Annotated in this window: 23 protein-coding genes; 18 read left to right on the forward strand and 5 right to left on the reverse strand. The window is 68.3% G+C overall.

Going from position 1 to position 21,597, the window contains the following annotated elements; translation table 11 throughout:
* Positions 1 to 17: 17 nt before the first annotated feature.
* From arfA to ACTHNC_RS14895, 12 genes are all read left to right on the forward strand, one after another.
* Positions 18 to 1,535, forward strand: a complete 1,518-nt coding sequence (gene arfA, locus ACTHNC_RS14840; protein ID WP_440295389.1) for an arabinosylfuranosidase ArfA — start codon at positions 18 to 20, stop codon at positions 1,533 to 1,535.
* A gap of 177 nt (positions 1,536 to 1,712) precedes the next feature.
* Entirely contained in the window at positions 1,713 to 3,098 is a 1,386-nt protein-coding gene (locus tag ACTHNC_RS14845) for a sialidase family protein (protein ID WP_440295390.1), read from the forward strand.
* Between the two features lie 160 nt (positions 3,099 to 3,258).
* Positions 3,259 to 3,999, forward strand: a complete 741-nt coding sequence (locus tag ACTHNC_RS14850) for a FadR/GntR family transcriptional regulator (protein ID WP_440295391.1) — start codon at positions 3,259 to 3,261, stop codon at positions 3,997 to 3,999.
* 145 nt (positions 4,000 to 4,144) lie between these two features.
* Positions 4,145 to 5,872: a dihydroxyacetone kinase family protein gene (locus tag ACTHNC_RS14855; protein WP_440295392.1), complete on the forward strand. Its 1,728-nt coding sequence runs from the start codon at positions 4,145 to 4,147 to the stop codon at positions 5,870 to 5,872.
* 9 nt (positions 5,873 to 5,881) lie between these two features.
* Positions 5,882 to 6,352, forward strand: a complete 471-nt coding sequence (locus ACTHNC_RS14860) for a ribose-5-phosphate isomerase (protein WP_440295393.1) — start codon at positions 5,882 to 5,884, stop codon at positions 6,350 to 6,352.
* A gap of 5 nt (positions 6,353 to 6,357) precedes the next feature.
* Positions 6,358 to 7,140, forward strand: coding sequence for a triose-phosphate isomerase family protein (locus tag ACTHNC_RS14865; protein ID WP_440295394.1), 783 nt, complete (start codon positions 6,358 to 6,360; stop codon positions 7,138 to 7,140).
* Positions 7,137 to 7,931 carry a sugar phosphate isomerase/epimerase family protein gene (locus tag ACTHNC_RS14870; protein WP_440295395.1) on the forward strand — a complete coding sequence of 265 codons (795 nt, stop codon included), beginning with the start codon at positions 7,137 to 7,139 and terminating at the stop codon, positions 7,929 to 7,931. The genes ACTHNC_RS14865 and ACTHNC_RS14870 overlap by 4 nt, the downstream gene beginning before the upstream one ends.
* On the forward strand, positions 7,928 to 8,797 hold the full coding sequence (locus ACTHNC_RS14875) for a phosphogluconate dehydrogenase C-terminal domain-containing protein (protein WP_440295396.1): 870 nt from the start codon (positions 7,928 to 7,930) through the stop codon (positions 8,795 to 8,797). Before ACTHNC_RS14870 ends, ACTHNC_RS14875 begins: the two co-directional genes overlap by 4 nt.
* Positions 8,798 to 8,806: 9 nt before the next feature.
* The gene (locus tag ACTHNC_RS14880; RefSeq protein ID WP_440295397.1) at positions 8,807 to 9,562 is read left to right on the forward strand and encodes an SDR family NAD(P)-dependent oxidoreductase; all 756 of its coding nucleotides are present in this window, start codon (positions 8,807 to 8,809) and stop codon (positions 9,560 to 9,562) included.
* 1 nt (position 9,563) lies between these two features.
* The gene (locus ACTHNC_RS14885; protein WP_440295398.1) at positions 9,564 to 11,297 is read left to right on the forward strand and encodes a hypothetical protein; all 1,734 of its coding nucleotides are present in this window, start codon (positions 9,564 to 9,566) and stop codon (positions 11,295 to 11,297) included.
* Entirely contained in the window at positions 11,294 to 12,169 is an 876-nt protein-coding gene (locus ACTHNC_RS14890; protein ID WP_440295399.1) for a nucleoside hydrolase, read from the forward strand. Before ACTHNC_RS14885 ends, ACTHNC_RS14890 begins: the two co-directional genes overlap by 4 nt.
* An 86-nt stretch (positions 12,170 to 12,255) precedes the next feature.
* A complete protein-coding gene (locus ACTHNC_RS14895) occupies positions 12,256 to 13,023 on the forward strand; it encodes a sugar phosphate isomerase/epimerase family protein (RefSeq protein WP_440295400.1) in 768 nt (255 codons plus the stop codon).
* Positions 13,024 to 13,129: 106 nt separating this feature from the next.
* On the opposite strand, the gene ACTHNC_RS14900 is transcribed toward ACTHNC_RS14895, so the two are convergent.
* Positions 13,130 to 13,696: a TetR/AcrR family transcriptional regulator gene (locus tag ACTHNC_RS14900; RefSeq protein WP_440295401.1), complete on the reverse strand. Its 567-nt coding sequence runs from the start codon at positions 13,694 to 13,696 to the stop codon at positions 13,130 to 13,132.
* A gap of 88 nt (positions 13,697 to 13,784) precedes the next feature.
* Between ACTHNC_RS14900 and ACTHNC_RS14905 the strand changes: the two genes are divergently transcribed.
* The gene (locus ACTHNC_RS14905) at positions 13,785 to 14,672 is read left to right on the forward strand and encodes an NmrA family NAD(P)-binding protein (protein ID WP_440295402.1); all 888 of its coding nucleotides are present in this window, start codon (positions 13,785 to 13,787) and stop codon (positions 14,670 to 14,672) included.
* Between the two features lie 43 nt (positions 14,673 to 14,715).
* On the forward strand, positions 14,716 to 15,012 hold the full coding sequence (locus tag ACTHNC_RS14910; RefSeq protein ID WP_440295403.1) for a LysR substrate-binding domain-containing protein: 297 nt from the start codon (positions 14,716 to 14,718) through the stop codon (positions 15,010 to 15,012).
* 9 nt (positions 15,013 to 15,021) lie between these two features.
* On the opposite strand, the gene ACTHNC_RS14915 is transcribed toward ACTHNC_RS14910, so the two are convergent.
* Positions 15,022 to 15,987 carry an NADP-dependent oxidoreductase gene (locus ACTHNC_RS14915; RefSeq protein ID WP_440295404.1) on the reverse strand — a complete coding sequence of 322 codons (966 nt, stop codon included), beginning with the start codon at positions 15,985 to 15,987 and terminating at the stop codon, positions 15,022 to 15,024.
* A 113-nt stretch (positions 15,988 to 16,100) separates the two neighbouring features.
* Here ACTHNC_RS14915 and ACTHNC_RS14920 point away from each other — a divergent pair, with 113 nt between their 5' ends.
* Positions 16,101 to 16,490, forward strand: coding sequence for a winged helix-turn-helix transcriptional regulator (locus tag ACTHNC_RS14920; RefSeq protein ID WP_440295405.1), 390 nt, complete (start codon positions 16,101 to 16,103; stop codon positions 16,488 to 16,490).
* A gap of 8 nt (positions 16,491 to 16,498) precedes the next feature.
* Here the strand turns inward: ACTHNC_RS14920 and ACTHNC_RS14925 are convergent, their stop codons facing one another.
* A complete protein-coding gene (locus tag ACTHNC_RS14925) occupies positions 16,499 to 17,521 on the reverse strand; it encodes an aldo/keto reductase (protein WP_440295406.1) in 1,023 nt (340 codons plus the stop codon).
* A gap of 93 nt (positions 17,522 to 17,614) precedes the next feature.
* Here ACTHNC_RS14925 and ACTHNC_RS14930 point away from each other — a divergent pair, with 93 nt between their 5' ends.
* Positions 17,615 to 18,175, forward strand: a complete 561-nt coding sequence (locus ACTHNC_RS14930) for a TetR/AcrR family transcriptional regulator (protein WP_440295407.1) — start codon at positions 17,615 to 17,617, stop codon at positions 18,173 to 18,175.
* 27 nt (positions 18,176 to 18,202) lie between these two features.
* Here the strand turns inward: ACTHNC_RS14930 and ACTHNC_RS14935 are convergent, their stop codons facing one another.
* Positions 18,203 to 19,147 carry an NADP-dependent oxidoreductase gene (locus tag ACTHNC_RS14935; RefSeq protein WP_440295408.1) on the reverse strand — a complete coding sequence of 315 codons (945 nt, stop codon included), beginning with the start codon at positions 19,145 to 19,147 and terminating at the stop codon, positions 18,203 to 18,205.
* A gap of 78 nt (positions 19,148 to 19,225) precedes the next feature.
* Here ACTHNC_RS14935 and ACTHNC_RS14940 point away from each other — a divergent pair, with 78 nt between their 5' ends.
* Positions 19,226 to 19,810: a TetR/AcrR family transcriptional regulator gene (locus tag ACTHNC_RS14940; RefSeq protein WP_440295409.1), complete on the forward strand. Its 585-nt coding sequence runs from the start codon at positions 19,226 to 19,228 to the stop codon at positions 19,808 to 19,810.
* Here ACTHNC_RS14940 and ACTHNC_RS14945 read toward each other — a convergent pair.
* Positions 19,807 to 20,370 carry a TetR family transcriptional regulator gene (locus tag ACTHNC_RS14945; RefSeq protein WP_440295410.1) on the reverse strand — a complete coding sequence of 188 codons (564 nt, stop codon included), beginning with the start codon at positions 20,368 to 20,370 and terminating at the stop codon, positions 19,807 to 19,809. The genes ACTHNC_RS14940 and ACTHNC_RS14945 overlap by 4 nt on opposite strands.
* 112 nt (positions 20,371 to 20,482) lie before the next feature.
* Here ACTHNC_RS14945 and ACTHNC_RS14950 point away from each other — a divergent pair, with 112 nt between their 5' ends.
* Positions 20,483 to 21,559 (forward strand): saccharopine dehydrogenase NADP-binding domain-containing protein, encoded by a 1,077-nt coding sequence (locus tag ACTHNC_RS14950; protein ID WP_440295411.1) that lies wholly within the window; start codon positions 20,483 to 20,485, stop codon positions 21,557 to 21,559.
* The last annotated feature ends 38 nt before the right edge of the window (positions 21,560 to 21,597 follow it).

A 21,597-nucleotide genomic window follows, 5' to 3' on the forward strand; every position in this document is an offset into this window, starting at 1 on the left:
GCGAAAGGACGACCGAATTGCCCCGCGCCCATATCGAGCTCGACAAGAGAGCCGTCATCGCGCCCGTGCATCGCCGCACCTTCGGCTCCTTCGTCGAGCATCTCGGGCGCTGCGTGTACGACGGCCTGTACGAGCCCGGTCACCCGAGCGCGAACAAAGACGGCTTTCGCATGGATGTCGTCGCGCTCGTCAAGGAACTGGGCAGCACCACCATCCGCTACCCCGGCGGCAACTTCGTCTCCGGCTTCCGTTGGGAGGACTCCGTCGGGCCGCGCGAGAAGCGTCCCGTGCGGCGCGACCTCGCCTGGCATTCCCTGGAGTCCAACCAGGTCGGGTTGGACGAATTCGCGAGATGGCTCAAGCTCACTGACTCCGAGCTGATGCTCGCCGTCAACGTCGCTACCCGGGGCATCCTGCCGGCGCTCGACCTTCTCGAGTATGCGAACCATCCCGGCGGGACGGCACTGTCGGACCTGCGCATCGCCAACGGGTCGCCCGAACCGCACAACGTGCGCATGTGGTGTCTCGGCAACGAGATGGACGGGTCGTGGCAGACCGGGTTCATGACCGCCGACGACTACGGCAAGATCGCCGCTCGGACCGCGGCGGCCATGAAGATGGCGGACAAGGACCTCGAGCTGGTCGTGTGCGGCTCCTCCGGATCGGCGATCCCTACCTTCGGTGACTGGGAGCGCACCGTGCTCGAGCACAGCTACGACTACGTGGACTACATGTCGTGTCACGCCTACTACCAGGAGCTCGACGGCGACCTCGGGTCGTTCCTCGCCTCGGCGATCGACATGGACTACTTCATCGACACGGTCGTCGCGACCGCCGACCACGTCGGTTACAAGAAGCGCTCGAGCAAGAAGATCAACATCTCTTTCGACGAATGGAACGTCTGGTATCTCAAGGAGCACCAGGAGTCGCAGAAGACCTACGACGAATGGACCTATGCTCCCCGCCAACTCGAGGATGTCTACACCGTCGCGGACGCCGTCGTCGTCGGCAACATGCTGATGACCCTGCTCAAGCACAGCGACCGGGTCACGTCCGCATCACTTGCACAGCTCGTCAACGTCATCGCACCGATCATGACCGAGCCCGGCGGACCCGCATGGCGGCAGACCACGTTCTACCCGTTCTCGATCACCAGCCGTCTCGCCTCAGGCGAGGTCATCCGCCCGGTGATCCAGACAGCGAAGTATGAGACCGCGAAGTACGGGCCCGTCTCAGTGGTCGACTCGGTTGCGACCGTGGACGACGACCAGGTCGCCGTGTTCCTCGTCAACCGCGATCTGGACGAACCCGCAGACGTCACCGTCGATCTCCGAAGCCTCGGCTCGTCGCGGATCACCGAGGCTGTGACCGTCTCCGATGCGGATGTTCGGGCCACGAACACGATCACGCATCAGACCCGCGTCACGCCGTGGCTCAACACGAGCGCAGCCCTCTGCGATGGCGTGCTGAGCATCCGACTGCCACCCGTCTCCTGGTCAGCCGTCGCGCTCCGTTCACGTGGTGACGATCTATAAATTGTTGCGCAACATATTGACTGTTGCAGAGTCGATCCGCGCGTGTAAGCATGCATCACAAGGGCTTTTTCGCCGAAAGATTGCGCAAAGTAATGGCGATGCCCTTGCAGTGCCTCGACGTCCGCTGGCACGAAACGCGGACGCTTGTCGGCAGCACCTCCAACGAAGGAGAAGGAAATGCACTTCAACGACGAGTTCTCACATCCATCAGCTGCGGGGGCCGGCAGCGCCGCCGCGCACGTATCACGACGAGTGTTCCTCGGCACAGGAGCCGCCGTTGTCGGCGGCCTTGCGCTTGGAGTGGCAGGGGCGGGACAGGCGTGGGCCACAAGCCCCGGAGCGTCGGGCGCAGGTGGCGGGCTGCTCCCGTTCGGCCCGGTGGACGTCGTTCCCGACAACGGAACCGGGCTCTCCTACGCACGCGCGGTGCGGTTGAGCACGTCCAAGCCTGGGCAGCCTCAGCCACTGCTCGCCACGTACCAGAGCTTCGGCGGCGAACCGTTTCCGCTCTACCGCAGCGACGACAACGGACACACGTGGACACAGCAGGGCAGCGTGCTCGGTGCGGACGCGCCGGCCGGAATCTACCTCCAGCCGTACCTGTACGAGCTGCCGCGTGCCTTCGCCGGATTGCCGAAGGGCGCACTGCTCTTCGCCTGCAACTACTGGCCGTTCGATTTCTCTCAGCCGTTCCCGTTCGCCAGCACGAACATCCAGCTCTACGCCAGCACCGACGGTGGCCTCACGTGGCGATTCTTGAGCACCGTTGCCCAGGGCGGGCCACCCGACACGACGAACGGGGCGACGCCGGTCTGGGAGCCGTTCCTGCTGCTGCACAACGACAACCTGATCTGCTACTACTCCGACCAGCGGGATCCGAACTTCGGTCAGAAGCTCGCCCACCAGACCAGCACGGACCTGCACACGTGGGGTCCTGTCATCAATGACGCGACCGGGACCACGTACGCCGAGCGGCCCGGCATGACCACGGTCGCGCGGTTGCGAGGGGACCTGTGGATCATGACGTATGAATTCGGGGCGCCTGACGACCCGGCCAACCCGGATCAGAACAACTACACGTACCACGTTCACTACCGCATCGCGAAGGACCCGGAGTCGTTCCGGTTCTCGACGGACACCCCGCTCCTGGATCAGGACGGCTATGCCCCGAATGCGGCTCCCGTCGTTTCCTGGTCTGAGGCTGGAGGAGCCAACGGAACGATCGTCGTCACCGACAACGATGACCAGGACTTCTTCATCAACCGCGACCTCGGCAACCCGGGCGCATGGACGCGGCTCTCGTCTCCGATGCCGGCCGGGTACAGCCGGTTCACCATTCCGCTGGACGTCCCCGGCGATCCACAGAACCCCGGACTCGTCTTCGTCATCACCGGAGCGCAGTATGGCGATGCGGGAGGCGTCGAGGCCGGCATCATCTCCCTCGGCGCTGGAGCGGGGCATCCGGGCCAAGGCGCCCACGGCTCGAAGGCGCTCGGTGAGGACCGCCAGGCCTTCGTGGAACGCGCAGCCGCGTACGCCATCGCACATCGTTCAGGGCAGTGAGCTCGCGCGGCGCCCGCTGAGCTGAAGGCAAGCGAATGAAGGGCAGGACCCGTCGGGAGAACCGACGGGTCCTGCTTCGTTTGTGCAAGGCATCCGGAGCCACCATCCGTGCCGGTTCGCGCACCGCGGCCGGCCAACTGACAACGAGTAGATTTGCGCCATGCCCGCCTACCCCGGTGACGAATCGGCCACCATCGCCGCCGCTCTCGGGACCATCGACAGCAACTCGCCAGTCTCCGAGGTGACGCGCCGGCTGCTCGATCTCTTCACGAGCGGCTCGATCGAGCCGGGCACGCGGCTTCCCCCTGAACGGCAGATCGCTGCGACACTGGGGGTGGGTCGTTCCGCGGTGCGTGAGGCGCTCGCCGCGCTCGAGGTGCTGGGCATCGTGAGCGTCAAGCCCGGCTCGGGCACCTACCTGCGAGGAACGGCGAGCGACCTGCTCCCGAACACGCTCAGCTGGGGGTTGCTCATCGGCAGGCAGAGCACCGAGGAGCTCCTCGAGCTGCGCGCTGGACTCGAGATCTACGTCGCACGGCTAGCCGCGCTGCGACAGAGCCGGCCCGATCTCAAGAGGGTGGCGGCCGCGCTCGACCGGATGCGGGCATCCACCGACGACCTCACCGCGTTCGTCGCGGCCGACCGTGCGTTCCACGACGCGCTGGCTGCTGCCGCTGGCAACCACCTGCTCATCGAGCTGCTGACGGTCGTGCGAAGCCTGCTGCAGGTCTACGCGAATCGCGCCGTGCACGACGCGGACGACGCGCGCATCGCCCAGGCCGAACACGAGACCATCCACGCGGCGATCCTGAGCGGCGACGATGACGCGGCCGCTTCCGCGATGGCGACCCACATGGCGACGGCGGCGAAGCGTCTCGTCAACGCGGCCAACCCCGCTTAGCGCCGAACACGCTCAGGCGCGCAGTTTAATCGCGGCTTGCAATTGGTCAACCGGTTTGTCAGAGTGGTTTCATCGTCGTCGATCGATCCGGAGTCGCTGTGGACCTGAACCCCTCACCCGCCCCCGAAAGCGAAGGAGCCACCGCATGACCCGGTTGTGGAACGACCCCGCCGACTTCGCGGACGAGATGATCGACGGCTTCGTCGCCGCGAACACGCGGTACGTGCGTCGTGTGCCGGGCGGCGTGGTGCGCAGCACGGCGGTGCCGGCCGGACACGTCGCCGTCGTCGTCGGCGGAGGCTCCGGCCACTACCCCGCGTTCGGCGGACTCGTCGGCCCCGGCCTCGCGCACGGCGCAGCGATGGGCAACCTCTTCGCATCGCCGTCGACACAGCAGATCGTCTCGGTCGCCAAGGCAGCGGATGCCGGCGGCGGCGTGTTCTTCACCTACGGCAACTACGCGGGCGACGTTCTCAACTTCGACGCGGCGCAAGACCGGCTCCGCGCAGACGGCATCGCCTGCGAGACCGTCACCGTGACCGACGACATCTTCAGCGCATCCAGTGCCGAGAAGCACAAGCGCCGCGGCATCGCCGGCGACCTCACCGTGTTCCGCACTGCGGCCGCGGCGGCGGAGCACGGATACGACCTCGCGGGTGTGACCCGCGTCGCCGCCCTGGCGAACGAGCGCACCCGGTCGATCGGCGTCGCCTTCACCGGGTGTACCCTCCCGGGTGCCGACGCCCCGCTGTTCACGGTGCCGGAGGGGCGCATGGCGATCGGGCTGGGCATCCACGGCGAGCCCGGGATCGATGAGACCGACATCCCCACCGCGGACGGCCTGGCTGAGTTGCTGGTCGGTCGTCTGCTCGACGAGGTGCCCGACGGGGTCGAGGTGGCGGGCGCACGCGTCGTCCCCATCCTCAACGGCCTCGGCTCGCTCAAGTACGAGGAGATGTTCGTCGTCTACCGCCGCATCGCTCAGTTGCTGGACGATGCCGGCATCGAGATCGTCGACCCGCACGTGGGCGAGTACTGCACGAGCTTCGACATGGCGGGCACGTCGCTGACGCTGTTCTGGCTCGACGACGAGCTCGCCCAGCTGTGGGAGACGTCGGTCGACACGCCGGCGTACCGTCGGGGATCGGTGGGACACGTCGAGCGAGCGGATGCCCGCGCCGACTCCGCCTCGGACGCCGAGGTCATCCCGCCCTCCGACGAGGAGTCCAGGGCGACGGCCGCCCTCGTGCGGCGAGCGCTCGAGACGATCGTCGCCACCGTCGACGCGAACGTGGAAGAGCTCGGCCGCATCGACTCGATCGCCGGGGATGGCGACCACGGGATCGGCATGCAGCGCGGCTCGCACGCCGCCCTCGCAGCGGGCTCGGCAGCGGCGGACGCCGGAGCCGGTGCAGGCACGACGCTCATGCGTGCGGCGGATGCCTGGGCCGACCGGGCAGGCGGCACGTCCGGTGCGCTGTGGGGAGTCATCCTCACCGCCGTCGCCGATCGGCTGGGAGACGAGGGCACGCCGTCCGCGACCGAGGTGGCCGCCGGCATCGCCCAGGGCGCGAAAGGCGTGATGGCCTATGGCAAGGCGGAGGTCGGGGACAAGACCCTCGTCGACGCATTGGTCCCGTTCGCCGACGAGTTGAACAGGAGCGTCGGCTCCGGGTCGCCGCTCGCCGACGCCTGGCGCGAGGCCGCGCACGCCGCGACGCGCGCCGCCGCCGCCACCGCCGACCTCCTGCCCCGCATGGGCCGTGCCAGGGCGCACGGCCAGCACAGCGTGGGCACACCCGATCCGGGCGCCCACTCGCTCGCGCTCATCGTGACCGCCGTCGGCGACCTGCTCGCCGACGACCCAGAGTAAGGAATCACCATGACCGAACCCCTGCGCATCGTGATCGGGTCGGACGACGCCGGCTACGACTACAAGGAGGCGCTCAAGCGCGACCTCGAGCAGAACCCGGGCGTCGCATCCCTCGTCGATGTCGGTGTTGACGGCGACGGACACACCCCCTACCCCAAGGTCGCGATCGAGGCCGCCGAGCGCGTCGCCCGCGGCGAGGCCGACCGGGCGTTGCTGTTCTGCGGCACCGGACTCGGTGTCGCGATCGCGGCGAACAAAGTCGCGGGCATCCGCGCCGTGACGGCGCACGACAGCTACTCGGTCGAGCGCGGCGTGCTCTCCAACAACGCACAGGTGCTCACCATGGGACAGCGCGTCGTCGGCCTGGAACTCGCCCGTCGCCTCGTGCGCGAGTGGCTGACCTATCGGTTCGACCCGACATCCGCGTCCGCCGCCAAGGTCGCCGTCATCGGCGACTACGAGGCGGCGGGGAGCTGCTGAGTCCGATGCGTCACGTGAGCGTGGGGGTGAGCCTGAAGGCGTACTTCGGGCGGTCGCAGGCGCGTGCCTGGTTCGACGAGGTCGCCGCCGCGCTTCTCGGCCACGCGGCGCTGCGCGACCCCGACGTCGACGTATTCGTCATCCCTACCTACCTACAGGTCGACGACGCGCGCCGAGCGTTCGACGACCTCGGCATCGCTGTCGGGGCGCAAGATGTCTCCCCCTTCGGCCCCGGCGCGCACACCGGTGAGATCACCGCGGCCGAACTCGCAGAGTCCGGGGTGCGGCTCGCAGAGATCGGCCACTCTGAGCGACGGCGCCTGTTCGGCGAGACCGACGAGTTCGTGGCCGCGAAGGTCGCCGCGAGCCTTTCCGCCGGCGTCACTCCCCTGCTGTGCGTGGGCGAGGCCGAGCAGCAGGATGCCGCATCCGCCGCGACCGAGACGGTCGCCCGGCTGCGTGCCGACCTTGACGGCGCACCGGACGGACCGGTGATCGTCGCGTACGAACCAGTGTGGGCGATCGGCGCAGCAGAGCCGGCGCCGGTCGAGCACATCGCGGTCGTCACCCGCGAGCTGACCGCCGCCCTCGACGACACCCCCGGCCGCGAGGGAAGCCTCGTGATCTACGGAGGATCTGCCGGCCCGGGCCTCCTGACCAGGCTCGGCGACGATGTCGACGGGCTTTTCCTCGGCCGGTTCGCGCACGACGCCGCGAACTTCGCCGCCGTGCTCGACGAGGCCGTGGCTCTGGCATCCGCCCGCCGTGAGCGGGAGGCGAGGGCATGATCGGCCTCGGCACGTACGCGTTCTTCTGGCAGCACTCGGATCGCGTTCCCCGTCCGCTCTCGCTGGTGGACGCGTTCCAGGCGACGCGCGAGCTCGGCGTCGACCTCTTCCAGATCTGCGACTACGCACCGCTTGACACGATGGACTCGCACGAGCTCGTCGACGCTGCGGAAGCCGCCCGCGACCTCGGCATCACGGTGCAACTGGGCACGAAGGGCATCGAGCCTGCGCGACTCGACCGCTACCTCGAACTCGCCGGTGTCTTCGACGCGTCCCTCGTGCGCAGCATGCTGCACGGACCGAACTCCCGGCCGTCACTGCGGCAGGCCGAGAGCTGGCTGCGGGAGAGGATGCCGCGCTACGAGGCATCCGGAGTCACGCTCGCGCTCGAGACCTACGAGCAGGTCGCAACGGCGGAGCTGGTCGGCCTCGTGGAGCGGATTGGCAGCGACCACCTGGGCATCTGCCTCGACCCGGCCAACGTCGTCGCCCGCCTCGAACGGCCCGTCGACTGCGTCGACAGCACCGCGGCGCACGTGAAGAGCATCCACGTGAAGGACTTCGCCTTCGCCCGCCAGCCCGGCTGGGTGGGCTTCACCTACGGCGGCGCCCGCATGGGCGAAGGGCTGCACGACTACCGCCACCTGCTGAGCACAGTGCGACCGCGGGAACGCGGCATCGACGAGGTCGTCGAGCACTGGCTGAGCTGGCAGGGCGACCCGGAGACCACCATCCGCACCGAGCGGGACTGGACCAGAACCACCATCGAATATCTGAGGAGTACCCAGTGACCATCACGAAGGACACGTCCGTCTACACCATCGCCGTCATCGGCGCGGGCGGCAAGATGGGCATGCGCGTCTCGAACAACCTCGTGAAGACCGACCACGTCGTCGCGTACGTGGAGAACTCTCCGGCCGGGCAGCAGCGCACGCTCGACGCGGGCCGCGAGCTGACGGATGCGGCCACCGCAGTAGCCGACGCCGACATCGTCGTGTTCGCGGTGCCCGACCTCGCGCTGCAGGCGGTGACCGCCGAGCTGGTTCCCCAGATGAAGCCGGGGTCCATCGCACTCACGCTCGACCCGGCAGCCGCCTACGCGGGTCTGCTCACGGACCGAGATGACGTCATCCGTGCCGTGGCGCATCCGTGCCACCCGTCGATCTTCCTGCAGCGCACGACGCCGGAGGAGTACGCGGACACGTTCGGCGGTATCGCGGCACCGCAGGATGCGATCGCCGCCGTCGAGTCGGACGACCCGGAGAAGAAGGCGATCGTCGAGGCGACCGTGCGCGCCATCTATGCGCCAGTCATCGACGTGCACTTCGTCACGATCAAGCAGCTCGCGCAGCTCGAGCCCACGCTCGTGGAGACCGTCGCGTGCATGATCGGCTCGCTGCTGAACGAGGCGCTGCAGGAGGCCGTGAACACCATGGGCGTTCCCGAGGCGGCCGCGCGGAGCATCCTCTACGGCCACACGCAGGTGGCGCTGGCCAACGGCCTGCGCGGCGACAACCCGTTCAGCGACGCGTGCCTCATCGCGATGGACTACGGCCGCGAGAGCATCATCAAGGAGGACTGGAAGAAGATCTTCCGCGACGACGAGCTCGACAAGAACCTGGCGCGGATGCTTCACCTCGACCACATCGAGCGCTGAGGAGCTGGCATGGGAGCACTGCAGGGTAAGACCGCACTCGTCACCGGCTCAGGCACGGGCATCGGCAGAGCGGTGGCCGAGCGCTTTGCGCGGGAGGGCGCGCGCGTGGTCATCGCCGACCGGGATGCCGGTGCCGCAGAGGCGACGGCGGCCGCGATCGGGGTCACCGCCCGCGCCGCCGTGATGGACATCTCCGACGAGGCATCCGTCGCATCCGCGTTCGCCTCGCTCGAAGGCGCTGGCTGGGCGCCCGGCGTGGTAGTGGCGAACGCCGGAGTGCAGCTGTTCGGGCAGGATGCCAAGATCGCAGACCTCGATCTCGAGGTGTGGAACCGAACGATCGGGATCAATCTGACCGGCACGTTCCTCACGGTCAAGCACGCGGTGCGATCCATGCGATCCCGAGGAGGTGGGTCGATCATCCTCACCGGCAGCCCGACCGGCCTCAACGGCGAGGGCGCCGACTTCACCGCCTACAGTGCGTCGAAGGCCGGCATCCACGGCCTCGCCCGCACTGTCGCGGCCGCGTACGCAAGCGACAACATCCGAGTGAACACCGTCGTGCCCGCCTACACCGAGACGACGCTGGTCACCACGATCAGCAGCGACCCCGAGTCGCGCAAGGCGATCGTCGGACGCATCCCCCTCGGACGTGCCGGGACCCCGCACGACGTCGAGGGCATCATGGTGTTCCTCGCCTCCGACGACGGTGCCTTCGCGACGGGTTCGCTGTTCGCCGTCGACGGCGGCATGACGACGCTCTGACATGAGTTGGCATGCACCCGGCCGCACCTGGCGGAGTGGACCGTGGTCGGTCGAGCTGCGCGACGACGAGCTCGCCGACGTCGCGTTCGACGAGCGAACGGCGCTGCGCAGCATCCGCGCCGTCGTGCGCGACCGCAACTGGGACACCGCGCGACTCGTGGTGGATGACGTGACGATGGGTGCCGACGAGGTTGTGCTGCGAGTGCACACCGACGGACTCGACGTCCGGTTCACCGGAGCGCTGCACATGGCCACCACGCAGTCGCGGCTCGTCGTGCAGCTGGACCTGCAGGCGGAGGCCGCGTTCGCCACGAACCGCATCGGGCTCGTCGTGCTGCATCCGCCCGGCGTCGCCGGCGCTTCGCTCCGCGTGCGGCATTCCAACGGAGACGAGGAGGTCACACGCTTCCCCTCCGAGATCAGCCCGCACCAGCCGGTGCTCGACATCGCCGGACTCGCTTGGACCAGCGACGGACTGGAGATCGCGCTGACATTCGAGGGTGATGCGTTCGAGATGGAAGACCAGCGCAACTGGACGGATGCCTCGTTCAAGACCTACAGTCGCCCGCTCGCCCTGCCGTTCCCGTATGGCATCGAGGCAGGTGAGCACGTGCGGCAGCGGGTCGAGGTGCAGGCGCGTGCCGTGGGCGAGCCGGTGACGGGTGCTCCCGACGTCATCGAGCTGGACGCCGGTGGGCCGTTTCCCGACATCGTGGTCGGGTCGGCAACGGCTCCCGACCCTGCGCCCGCCATCGAGCCCGTCGGCCGGGCGGTGCTCGTCGAACTCGACCTCGCGACGCTGAACTGGCGCGCCGCGCTCGACCGCGCCGCCGCGACGGGACTGCCGCTCGATGTGAGGTTCGTGCTGTCGGATGCCGAACCATCCGCGATCCTCGAAGGCGCCGGCGCACTCCGCGAGCACGACGTCGTCCGCGTCACCGCATTCAATCCGACCGGCGACGCCGAGCACGTCTCGGATGCCGCGGCGATCGACGCGCTGCGCGACGCGCTCGCGGCTGCCGGAGCGTCGGCATCCGTCGTCGGAGGAGCGCGGTCGCACTTCACTGAGCTGAACCGCGAGCGCCACCGGCTGCCCGCCGGGCTCGAGGGCATCGTGTTCAGCATCGCTCCGCTCTTCCACACCCGGGGCACCGAACAGCTCGTCGAATCGCTTGCCATGCAGCGGCTGGTCGCGCAGCAGGCCGTCGACTACGCGGCCGGGCTCCCCGTCCACGTCGGACCGGTCACGCTGCGTCCCCGGTTCAACAATGTGGCGACCACTCCGCCACCCAGGCCCGCGCACGCAGACCTTCGCGAGGGCTACGGTCCGCAACTCGTCGACGCCGACGACGAACGACAGGATGCCTCCGAGCTCGCCGCCTGGACCGTAGCGAGCGCCGCAGCACTCGCCGTTCCGGGTGTCGCGAGCATCGCGTTCTTCGAGGAGTGGGGGCCCCGCGGCATCCGAACGACCGCCGGAACGGACCGCCCGGTGGCGCACGCGGTGCGGGCTCTCGCGCAGCTGCACGGCCACCGGCTCCTGCACGGCTCGAGTCCGGACGGCCTCGTCTGGGCGATCGGCGGTGTCTCGGATGCCGGCCACGAGTCGGTGCTGGTCGCCAACCTCGACCGCGTCCAACGCACGGTAGACATCCGAACCCTCGCACAATCGCGGGTCGTCACCGTCGCTCCCGGTGAATGGACCGCCCTCCACCCGAAAGGTGAACACGCATGAGACGCCGACTGATCATCGACACGGATGCCAAGAACGAGGCGGACGACCAGTTCGCGATCGTGCACGCGCTGCCCTCGCCGAGCCTCGACATCGCAGGGATCGTTCCAGCCCACTTCGGCGACGCCAGAATCCGGCACAGCATGCAGGACAGCCGGGACGAGGTCGACCTGCTCCTCCGACTGCTCGACCGGGACGACGTCGTGGTCGCCAACGGTGCAGAGCATGCCGTTCCGGATCCCCTGACTCCCGTCGACTCAGACGGCGCCCGGCTCATCATCAGCGAGGCGCGCAAGCCGGGTCCCTTGTTCGTCATCTTCCTCGGACCGCTCACCGACATGGCGAGTGCGCTCCTGCTCGATCCGTCCATCGCAGACAACCCCGACCTGACCGTGGTCTGGGTCGGCGGAACGCCGTACGACGGGGTCACCGGCGGAGAACGGCGCGGGGAGTTCAACCTCAGCAACGACGTGACCGCCGCGAACGTCGTCTTCCAGTCCCGGCTTCGCGTGTGGCAGATCCCGATGACGGTCTACCGGATGGTCGGCGTCGGCTATGCGGAGCTCGACGAGAAGGTCGCGCCGCACGGTGAGCTCGGCGAGTATCTGGTGCGGCAGCTCAAGGAGTTCAACGCAGAACACGTGGACCCCGAGATCGAGTACCGCTCGCTCGGCGACTCGCCCGCGGTGAGCGTGGTCCTCAACCCGGACGGAGCGGTCTGGCGGCATCGGCCGGTGCACGTGTTCGGCGACGACGCCCGCATGACGAACGTGATCGTTGAAGGCCGTTCGGTGCTGGTCGCCGAGAGCGTCGACGTGCGCTTCCTACTCGAGGATATGTTCGCGAAGATCAAGGCGCACGCGGCGCGGCGTTAGCGACGGCAAAAATGGCAAACGATTGCCGGGCGGTGCGTGCCCTGCTGTACTGACCGCATCCCACCGCTGAAGAAAGGTCTGCCGTCGTGCCGTTCTCCGCATTCGGAGTCATCACCGATGCCGCGCGCACCGATGCCGCATTCGCCGCCGGCGTCGACTACGTCGAGCCGACGATCGTCGACAACGTGGTCGTGCCTCACGGTGAAGGATGGCGACTGTCGGATGCCTACCGCGGCAAGCGGCATCCGTCGTTCGCCGTTCTGGCCCCCGGCAGCGTGCCGCTCATCGGCATGGAGAGCAGGCTCGACGAGGCACGTCGCTACTTCGACGAGGTCTTCCCGCTTCTCGGCGAGGTGGCCGAACCGGGTGCCAAGGTCGTCTTCGGGTCGGGCCGGTCCCGCACCGCTCCGGATGGACTGGCGAAAGAGGCCGCGTTGGCGCAGCTTGCCGACGTCGTTCGAGCAGCCCGCGACGCCGCCGCGGCGGCCGGTCTGCGCGTCATGCTTGAGCCGCTGAACACCGGCGAGACGAACCTCATCAACTCGATCGGCGAGGCATCCGACTTCCTCGACGCGTTCGAGATCGACGGGGTTCCGATCGTCGCCGACCTGTACCACATCGTTCTCGCGGGCGAACCGCTGGAATCGATCGTGGATCACGCGGCGAAGATCGGGCACGCGCACATCGCCGACGGCGGCCGACGCTACCTCGGCACCGGCGACTGGCCGTGGCGCGAGTTCCTCGCGACCCTTCGGCGGGCCGGGTACGACGGCAGCGTCTCGCTCGAGTGCAACTGGGGCGACGACTTCGAGAGCGAAGTGCGGGCATCCGTCGAGCTGCTGCGCGCGGCCTGACCTCGCACTCCCGAGCGTTCCGCTGCCTCGAATTGCGGTTCGGCGCACCAATACCCGCAATCTGCGACCGCTGAGCCACGGGTCACCGGGATGGTGAACCACGGGATCAGCGGGATGCCGCGGCGCGGATGCCCTCCAGCAGCAGCTCCACGTGCCTGCGCCAGTCACGGCCCTGCGTCATGTTGGCCATGGCGCCGCGCGTGATGAGCACGAAGTCCGCGCTGGTGAAATCGTCGCGGACATGGCCGGCGTCGATGGCGCGGGCGAGGATCCGCTCGACGATCTCGCCGAACTGCTGCTTCTCGTCGTTGATCTCCTGCCAGTCCGGCTCCTCTGGCCCGAGCACGGCCAGGCGGTAGGCGGCATCCGTCTCGGCCGTCTCCAGATAGCCGAGGAGTAACGCGCGGAAGGACTCCCCCGGATCCTCGACCTGCTCCGCCTCGCGCGCAACTGCGGTCATCGCCTCGAAGCGACTGCCCACGATCGCCGCGAGCAGTGCCTTCTTGTCCGCGAAATGCCGGTAGAGCGTGCCGACGCCCACGCCCGCGCGCTCTGCGATCTCGTCGATCTGCACCACGTCGCCGCGCTCGGTGAAGAGGTCGCGCGCCGCGTCCAGGATGGCCCGGCGATTGCGCCGGGCGTCGGCGCGCATCCGCAGTTCGGCTTCGGTCATCGCTCAGCAGACTACTTGACCGAACGGGGGCGGATGCGCATAATCGGAACCGGAACTCAGATTCCGTTTACCGAGGAGGTTCATCCGAATGATCGTGGTCACCGCTCCCACCGGACAGATCGGCAGCAAGCTCGTGCACGAGCTGCTCGAGCGAGGTAGTGATGTTCGAGTGATCGTGAGGGATGCCACGCGAATCGACGAAGGCGTACGCGACCACGTCGAGGTGGTCGAGGGGTCGCACGGCGACTCCGCTGTTCTCGACGAGGCGCTCCCCGGTGCCGACGCGTTGTTCTGGCTCGTTCCGCCGAACCCGACGGCGCCCAGCACGGAGGAGCACTATCTCGCCTTCGCGCGCGTCGCTTCGCAGGCCATCGCCCGTCACGGGGTGGACCACGTCGTCGGTGTCTCGAGTGCCGGCCACGGCTGGCCGAAGCCTGCCGGCGTTCTCTCCTCGGCGTTCGCGATGGATGCCGAGCTGCGCACATCCGGCGCTGCATATCGGGCGCTCAGCATGCCCTTCTACCTGGAGAACCTGTTGCGCCAGCTCGACGGCATCCTCTCCCGCGGGTCCTTCTCTCTGACCGGCGCAGCAGACGAGCCGATGCCCACCATCGCCACGCGCGACATCGCACACGCCGCAGCGGACCTGCTTACCGATCTGAGCTGGTCTGGGCAGGATGACGTGCCCGTGTTCGGTCCGGACCGATTGACCCCCGATGAGCTGGCGGCTGTGATGAGCGAAGAGCTGGACCGCGCGGTGACGTACCAGCGGATGAGCATCGACGAGTACGCGAACCTGCTGCGTTCCGCCGGCGCTCCCGAGCAGCAGGTGCTCGAGAGCATCCAGACGTTCACCGCGGCCGATGAGGGCATCTACGAGACCGACTGGGCACGCGCCGTGCCGACCGCGACCGACTTCCGCACGTGGTGTCGAGAGGTTCTCCTGCCGGCGGCGGCCGCACGTTCGGGGGTCTGATGACGACCCATTACGAGGCGGCGCGACCGGCACCTCGGCCCAGGTGCTGGCCGTTCTCAGGGATGCTTGCCGAGCCGCCGGCTTCGAACCCGTCGTCAGCTTCGAGGCGCGCGGCCACCAGGAAGTGCAGGCCATGGTCGCGATCGGCATGGGAGTCGCTCTCGTGCCGGCGCTCTCCCTCGCGACCCTGCGACCGGACGTCGTCGCCCTCCGCCTCCGGGAGCACCCGCCGGAGCGGCGCGTCGTACTGGTGCAGCGGCGCCACGACCGGCTTGCCCCGGCAGCGATGGAGATGGCAGGCATCCTCAGGAAGGCCGCACGTACGTATGCGCCGCGCTGACCATCCGGGTCAGGCGACCACCTCGAGCACGATCTTGCCCTGCGTGTGACCGGCGGCACCGGCATCCTGTGCCGCTCCTGCCTCTTCGAGCGGAAACGTCTTGTCGACTGCGACCCGCAGCCTGCCTTCGTCGACCAGCGCGGCGATCGCCTCCAGCCCGGTGCGGTCCGGCTCGACGAGGATGCCCGTGGTGCGGATGCCGCGCCTTTCGGCGTCGGCCGCGACCTCCGGGTGCACGCCCCCCGGCACGCCGATGTAGAGCCCGCCACGCTTCATGACACCGACGGAGCGCAGGCCTGTCTGGTCGGCAGCTCCGACGAGATCGACGACGACGTCGACGTCATCGACCACATCCTCGAAACGGGTGGTTCGGTAATCGATGAACTCGTTCACGCCGATGGAGCGGAGGAACTCCTCGCGCGCGGCGCTTCCGGTGCCGATCACGTGGGCGCCGCGTGCCACGGCGATCTGAACGGCGAGGTGCCCGACACCGCCGGCCGCGGCGTGGATGAGCACCCGCTGTCCGGAGTGCACGTCGGCCGTGTCGACGAGAGCCTGCCACGCCGTCAGCGCGGCGAGCGGCAGGGCCGCGGCTTCCACGTGTCCGATGCGTCGCGGCTTTCGTGCGAACTGCCGAGACGGTGCCGTCACATACTCGGCGTACGCTCCGGCCTCACGTGGGAACCACGGCATGCCGTAGACCTCGTCGCCTGGCCTCAGTGTCGTGACGCCGAAGCCTACGCTGTCGACCACGCCGGAGACATCCCAGCCGACGCCGAACGGCAGCGAACACGCCATGCCAGCCACCGAACCGCCCGCCCGGACTTTCCAGTCGACGGGGTTGACGCCCGCAGCGTGCACGCGGACCCGAACCTCTGTCGGAAGTGGCACGGGAACCGGCACCTCGGTGAGCTGCAGTACCGAGGAGTCGCCGAAGGCATCCTGTCGGATCGCCCGCATCGTGTCGTGAGTCAACGTCTGCTCCTTCCGGGACGGCGCGTCCGTCCGTCCCTCCGTCACGACCGTATGACCCGGGATGTGGTTACCTGCAAGGGGACTTAGTTTCCAGAAGGTACTACGGTGGCTCCGTGGAAAGCTGCCCTACCGGAGCACATGACGTGCACAACGTGTACGAGGCTCAGTGTCCTTGCCGTTCGCTGCTCGACCTGCTCGCGAACAAGTGGACCGCACTCGCAATCGGCGCGCTCGAGACCGGCCCCATGCGGTTCGGGGCACTCAAGCGCCTCCTCGCCGGCGTCAGCCCGAAGGTGCTCACGCACACGCTGCGGCGCCTCGAGGACTCGGACCTCATCACCCGCACCGTGTACCCATCGGTGCCCGCGCATGTCGAGTACGAGCTCACCGAGCTCGGACGCAGCGTCGCTGAACCGTTGCGGAGCCTGCGCACCTGGGTCGAGCACCACCTCGACGACGTTCTGGGAACGGAGCGCGAGCGCGACGAGTCGCTGCTCGGGTGAGTCGGCGGCTATCGCACCGATCGGGATGCGATGGGCCGCCGCCGGAGCGCAGCGTCCGCGACCTCAGGCCCTCGGTAGACCATGTCCATCGCGCCGATGCTCTCGCCCGGCGGAACGATCTCGTCGATGCGGTCGAGGATCTCGTCCGACAGAGCCACGTCGGCACCGGCGAGCGTGTCCTCGAGCTGTTCCATGGTGCGCGGTCCCGCGATGGCTGAGGTGACGCCGGGGTGGGCGATGGCAAACGCCATCGCCAGATGGGTCAGCTTGATCCCGACTTCGTCCGAGAGCGCTACGAGTTGTTCGATGGCCGCGAGCCGTCGCTCGTCGCGGAAGTGCCGCATGCCCGTGCTCGCGCGGAAGTTCTCGTTCGCCTGGCCCGCGCGGTACTTTCCCGACAACGCACCGCCGGCGAGTGGACTGTAGACCAGTACGCCCATGCCGTATCGCTGCGCGACGGGCAGGATCTCGCGCTCGATCTCGCGGTCGAGGATGGAGTAGTTCGGCTGTTCGGTGCGGAAGCGCTCGTAGCCGCGCCGCTCAGACATCCACTGCGCCTCGACGATCTCGGATCCACGCATCGACGATGTCCCGATCGCACGCACCTTGCCCTGTCGCACGAGATCGGTGAGCGCCGAGAGCGTCTCGTCGATGTCGGTCTCGGGGTCGGGGCGGTGGAGCTGGTACAGGTCGATGTAGTCGGTGCGCAGGTTGCGAAGCGACCGCTCGACAGCCTGCATGATCCATCGCCTGGATGCGCCGCGGTGGTTCACGTCGTCATCGACCGGGCCGAAGAACTTGGTCGCGAGCACCACCTGGTCGCGTCGGCCGACGAGCGCCTCGCCCACAACGTCTTCCGAGTCCCCGTAGCGGTCGGCAGTGTCGACGAAGTTGATTCCGGCATCCAGCGCCCGGCGGATGATCCGCCCGCCCTCCTGCCGATCTGGGTTGCCGAACGAACCGAGCATCATGGCGCCGAGCGCATACGGCGTCACCTTGATACCGGTGCGGCCGAGGGTGCGGTACTGCATGGGTCCTCCTGTAGCATTTAATGCGGAACGATGTTCCGCTATCACTATCGACTATACGGAACAATGTTCCGAATATGCAAGGAGGAGGTCGCCGTGCCCCCGCAACGCCGGGTCCGTGCCGACGCGCGCAAGAACCTCGACGGCCTGCTTGTGGCAGCCCGGACCGTGTTCGCACGGGCGGGCGTCGATGCTCCGGCCCGCGAAATCGCAGCCGAAGCCGGCGTGGGGGTGGGCACGCTGTACCGCCACTTCCCCAACCGTGCCGACCTCGTCGCTGCCGTCTTCACCACGGAGATCGACGCGACCGCCGCGGCGGCTTCCGAGCTCCTCTCCACCCACGCTCCCGGAGAAGCGCTGGATCTCTGGATCACCCGTTTCACGCAGTTCGTCGCGACGAAGCAGGGCCTCTCGGATGCTCTGCGCTCCGGCGAACCGGCGTTCGACGCGCTCCCGGCCTACCTCGGCGAGAAGCTCGGACCCGCCATCCGGTCCCTACTGGATGCCGCGGTCGATGCGGACGAGATACGTCCCGGTGTCGATCCGCTCGAGTTGTTGCAGGCGATCGGTGACCTCAGCCACCGAGCTCCGTCTTCGGATGGCTCGCCGAACCCCATGGTGCTGCTGCTGCTCGACGGGCTGCGCGTTCGCCACTGACGAGCTCCGTGCTCTGACGCACGGAGCTCAGACGTCGACCACGACCTTGCCGCGCACGTGCCGACCGGACTGCAGCTCGACGGCGGCACGGATGTCGTCGACCGGGAAAGTGCCGGCGATCGGCACCCGCAGGCGGCCCGCAGCGACGAGGCCGGCGATGTTCTCGAGCGCTTCGGACCCGGCATTGGCGCCGTTGGCCGTGCGCACGCCTTCGACGACGGCCGCGATCGTGCAGATCCGACCATCCGGTACTCCGAGTTCGCGGGCCACGTGCACCGTGTCGGTGCCATGCAGATCCAGCGCGGCCGTGACCAGCCCTCCCATCTCGCGCACGCGATCGACCAGGCCCTCGCCGTACGTGACGGGTTCCGCACCCAACCAACGCAGGTAGTCCGCGCTCGACGCGGAGCCCGTTCCGATCACGCGTGCACCCGCGATGCGGGCCAACTGGACCGCGAACACCCCGACGCCGCCACCGGCACCACCGATCAGGACAGTGTCGTCAGGACCGAGATCCAGAACGGCGAGTGCGGCAGCGGCTGTACTCCCCGCGATCGACAGCGTCGATGCCGTGCGGTCGTCCACGCCATCGGGCGTGTGGTGCGCGACACCGGTCCTGATGTCCCCATCGGCCTCGATGACGACGTGACTCGCGACAGCACGCGACAGGGCGGCGCCGAACACGCGGTCGCCGAGGACGTAGCCATTGGCCTCGGCGCCGATCTGGTCGACCACCCCCGCGTAGTCGGTCCCGAAGCCGCACGGCAGCGTCAGCCCGAACCTGGCGGCGCTGACAGCATCCGAGGTCATGATCCAGTCCATCGGGTTGAGTCCGGCCGCGGTCACTCGAACGCGGATCTGCCCCGGGCCGGCCTGCGGCTCGGGCACGTCCTGCACGGTGAGCGCGTCAGGTCCGCCGAATCTTTCGAGTAGAACCGCTCGGCTGGTCGTGTCGCCGTCGTGCTGCTGCATGCAATCTCATCCTCTTGTTCAGGAAGCCAGCCCGCGAAACGGACTATGCTCCGGTTACATCATCACTCTAACCGGAGCATGTTCCGTTTGACCAGCCCTGATTCTCGGCCGCCACGATCCGACGCGGTCCGAAACCGCGCCCAACTCCTCGCTGCCGCCGCTCGCGTGCTCGCCACTGCGACCGGGGAGATCTCCATGCGTGCCATCGCCCGGGAAGCCGGTGTCGGCGTCGGCACCCTCTACCGCCACTTCCCGACCCGGGAGTCGCTCGTGGAGGCGGTCTACCAAGACCAGGTCATCCGACTCACGGATGGCGCGCGGCAACTGCTCGCCGGGCATCCGCCGGCCGTCGCCATGCGGCGGTGGATGACCCTGTTCGGGGACTGGATCGCCACCAAGAACGGGATGGTCGACACGATGCGGTCGATGGTGGAATCGGGCGAGCTCGAGCACGCGCGTACTCGCGAAGCGCTCCTGTCCGCTATCTCGGCGATCCTCGACGCCGGCAGTTCCGCGGGAGACCTCCGGTCGGACGTCGCGGCGGAAGAGGTGTCGGCCGGCCTGATCGGGATCTTCACGGTCGCACACCAGTCCGCCGGCTCGGTCGACGCCGATCGCCTGCTCGACATCTTCCTCGATGGGCTTCGACCCCGGTCTCGTTAGACCGCGAGAGCTTCGCGCAGAAGGTTCAGATTCTCCAGGGCGAGCACGCTCAGCGCCCTTTCTCCATCCCCGTCGATCCACTCGCTCAGGGCCATCTCGAACACAGTCGCCGCCATATCGGCGAGGAGGGCCGCCGTGCGATCCGGCACCCCACGCCGGAGAAGGCCGTCTCTGACCGCTTCGGAGAGATCGGCCCTCTTGCGCAGACTGCGTTCCCGCAGACCAGGATCGGATTGGATGATGGCACTGCGCCGGCGGATCGTGTCGCGTTGGTGCTCCAGCTCCTCGTCCGAGAACCGCTGGATGCTGGTGGTGACCAGATCGACCGGCGAAGCATCGGCGGGCGCTTCGGCGAAGATGCGGGCTACCAGCGCCGGAAACTGATCCCCGGCGTACATGACCTCCCGCTTGTCGGCGAAGTAGCGGAAGAAGGTGCGGGTGGTGAGGCCCGCGCGCTCCGCGATCTGCGGGACCGTCGTGGCGGCGAAGCCCTGCCGCTCGAAGAGCTCGAGCGCTGCAGCTTCGAGCCGCTCGCGGGCATCCGGGCGCCATCGACTCATTCCTCAAGGGTACGCGATGACACTCAATGTCATCATGTGTATGGTGATGGCATGCAGTGTCATCACTCGAGAATGCGATTCAATGCGGATCGATCAGGACAGGGAGGATCGAATGGCTGAGTCGATATGGATCCTCGGCGCGACCGGGCGCACGGGCAGGGCCGCCGCCGGCCTGTTGCAGCAGCGCGGCATCGCTCCCGTGCTGGTCGGGCGCAACGCCGCCCGTCTGCGTGCACTCGCGGAGGAGCTGGGCAGCGATTTCGTGATCGCGAACGGTCTTGACGACATGGTCGCGCGCATCCGTCACGCCCGGCCCGGAGTCGTTCTGAACACCGTGGGGCCGTTCATGGTCACAGCGAACCCGCTCATCGACGCGTGTATCGCAGCGGGAAGTCACTACGTCGACCTCGGCAACGACATGGGCGTTGTGCCGGCCGTGCTGGCTCGCGATGCGGAGGCCACGCCGGTCGGCGTCGCGCTCGTGACAGGTGCCGGATTCGGCGGCGCGGCTTCGGAGAGCGTCGTGGTGCGACTCTGCGACGGCATGCCTCCCGCTGCGAAGGTGCGCACCGACATGGTCCCGTCGATCGAGATCGAGGAGGGCACGCTCGGCGAGGCCTTCGCCGCGACGCTTCTCACCGGCATGCCCGGAGTGCCCGGCGGCGGCCGCTACCAGGCTCGCCGCATCTCGAACGGCCGTATCAGGCCTGCGGGCATCGGAAGCCGACGCCAGAAGCTGACGACGCCGGATGGCCACGAGGTCAGCTCGGGGCTCATGCCGCTGGGCGAGCTGGCCGCCGCTCAGCGAGCGTCAGGGGCCCCAGAAGCAGAGGCAGCCTCGGCCGAGGCGCCGACCGGTCCGCTTCGTGCCCTGTTCCCGTTGGCGGAAGTCTTCCTGCGGTTCGGCCCGCTGCGCCGTGCATTGATTCGCCGGCTCGCCGCAACCCGAGTCTCGACCCGGCCACGCCCGAGGGAATACTCGTGGGCGCACGCACGAGTCGAGTGGGCGGACGGCCGGGTGCGAGAAGGATGGCTGCGGCTGGGCGACGCGAGCGAGGCGACGGTGCGCTTCGCCGCCGAGACCAGCGTGCGCCTCGCGGAAGGGAAGGGCACGCCGGGAGCGTTCACCCCCGCGGCGCTCTTCGGCCCACAGCTTGCGGAGGCCTGCGGGGGTCGGTATTTCGACTGAACGCGATGACCCCGCACGTGCGGTCTAGAGCTCTGGCT

The organism is Humibacter sp. (assembly GCF_051954055.1).
GTDB lineage: Bacteria > Actinomycetota > Actinomycetes > Actinomycetales > Microbacteriaceae > Humibacter.

What these genes read in the sequence shown, in the direction of transcription:
- ACTHNC_RS14870 (WP_440295395.1), top strand. Translation starts at nt 7,137, where the DNA reads ATGATCGGCCTCGGCACGTACGCGTTCTTCTGGCAGCACTCGGATCGC.
- ACTHNC_RS14940 (WP_440295409.1), top strand. Translation starts at nt 19,226, where the DNA reads ATGTTCCGTTTGACCAGCCCTGATTCTCGGCCGCCACGATCCGACGCG.
- ACTHNC_RS14935 (WP_440295408.1), bottom strand. Translation starts at nt 19,147, where the DNA reads ATGCAGCAGCACGACGGCGACACGACCAGCCGAGCGGTTCTACTCGAA.
- ACTHNC_RS14925 (WP_440295406.1), bottom strand. Translation starts at nt 17,521, where the DNA reads ATGCAGTACCGCACCCTCGGCCGCACCGGTATCAAGGTGACGCCGTAT.
- ACTHNC_RS14900 (WP_440295401.1), bottom strand. Translation starts at nt 13,696, where the DNA reads ATGACCGAAGCCGAACTGCGGATGCGCGCCGACGCCCGGCGCAATCGC.
- ACTHNC_RS14845 (WP_440295390.1), top strand. Translation starts at nt 1,713, where the DNA reads ATGCACTTCAACGACGAGTTCTCACATCCATCAGCTGCGGGGGCCGGC.
- ACTHNC_RS14865 (WP_440295394.1), top strand. Translation starts at nt 6,358, where the DNA reads ATGCGTCACGTGAGCGTGGGGGTGAGCCTGAAGGCGTACTTCGGGCGG.
- ACTHNC_RS14860 (WP_440295393.1), top strand. Translation starts at nt 5,882, where the DNA reads ATGACCGAACCCCTGCGCATCGTGATCGGGTCGGACGACGCCGGCTAC.
- ACTHNC_RS14950 (WP_440295411.1), top strand. Translation starts at nt 20,483, where the DNA reads ATGGCTGAGTCGATATGGATCCTCGGCGCGACCGGGCGCACGGGCAGG.
- ACTHNC_RS14880 (WP_440295397.1), top strand. Translation starts at nt 8,807, where the DNA reads ATGGGAGCACTGCAGGGTAAGACCGCACTCGTCACCGGCTCAGGCACG.
- ACTHNC_RS14855 (WP_440295392.1), top strand. Translation starts at nt 4,145, where the DNA reads ATGACCCGGTTGTGGAACGACCCCGCCGACTTCGCGGACGAGATGATC.
- ACTHNC_RS14890 (WP_440295399.1), top strand. Translation starts at nt 11,294, where the DNA reads ATGAGACGCCGACTGATCATCGACACGGATGCCAAGAACGAGGCGGAC.
- ACTHNC_RS14850 (WP_440295391.1), top strand. Translation starts at nt 3,259, where the DNA reads ATGCCCGCCTACCCCGGTGACGAATCGGCCACCATCGCCGCCGCTCTC.
- ACTHNC_RS14905 (WP_440295402.1), top strand. Translation starts at nt 13,785, where the DNA reads ATGATCGTGGTCACCGCTCCCACCGGACAGATCGGCAGCAAGCTCGTG.
- ACTHNC_RS14945 (WP_440295410.1), bottom strand. Translation starts at nt 20,370, where the DNA reads ATGAGTCGATGGCGCCCGGATGCCCGCGAGCGGCTCGAAGCTGCAGCG.
- ACTHNC_RS14885 (WP_440295398.1), top strand. Translation starts at nt 9,564, where the DNA reads ATGAGTTGGCATGCACCCGGCCGCACCTGGCGGAGTGGACCGTGGTCG.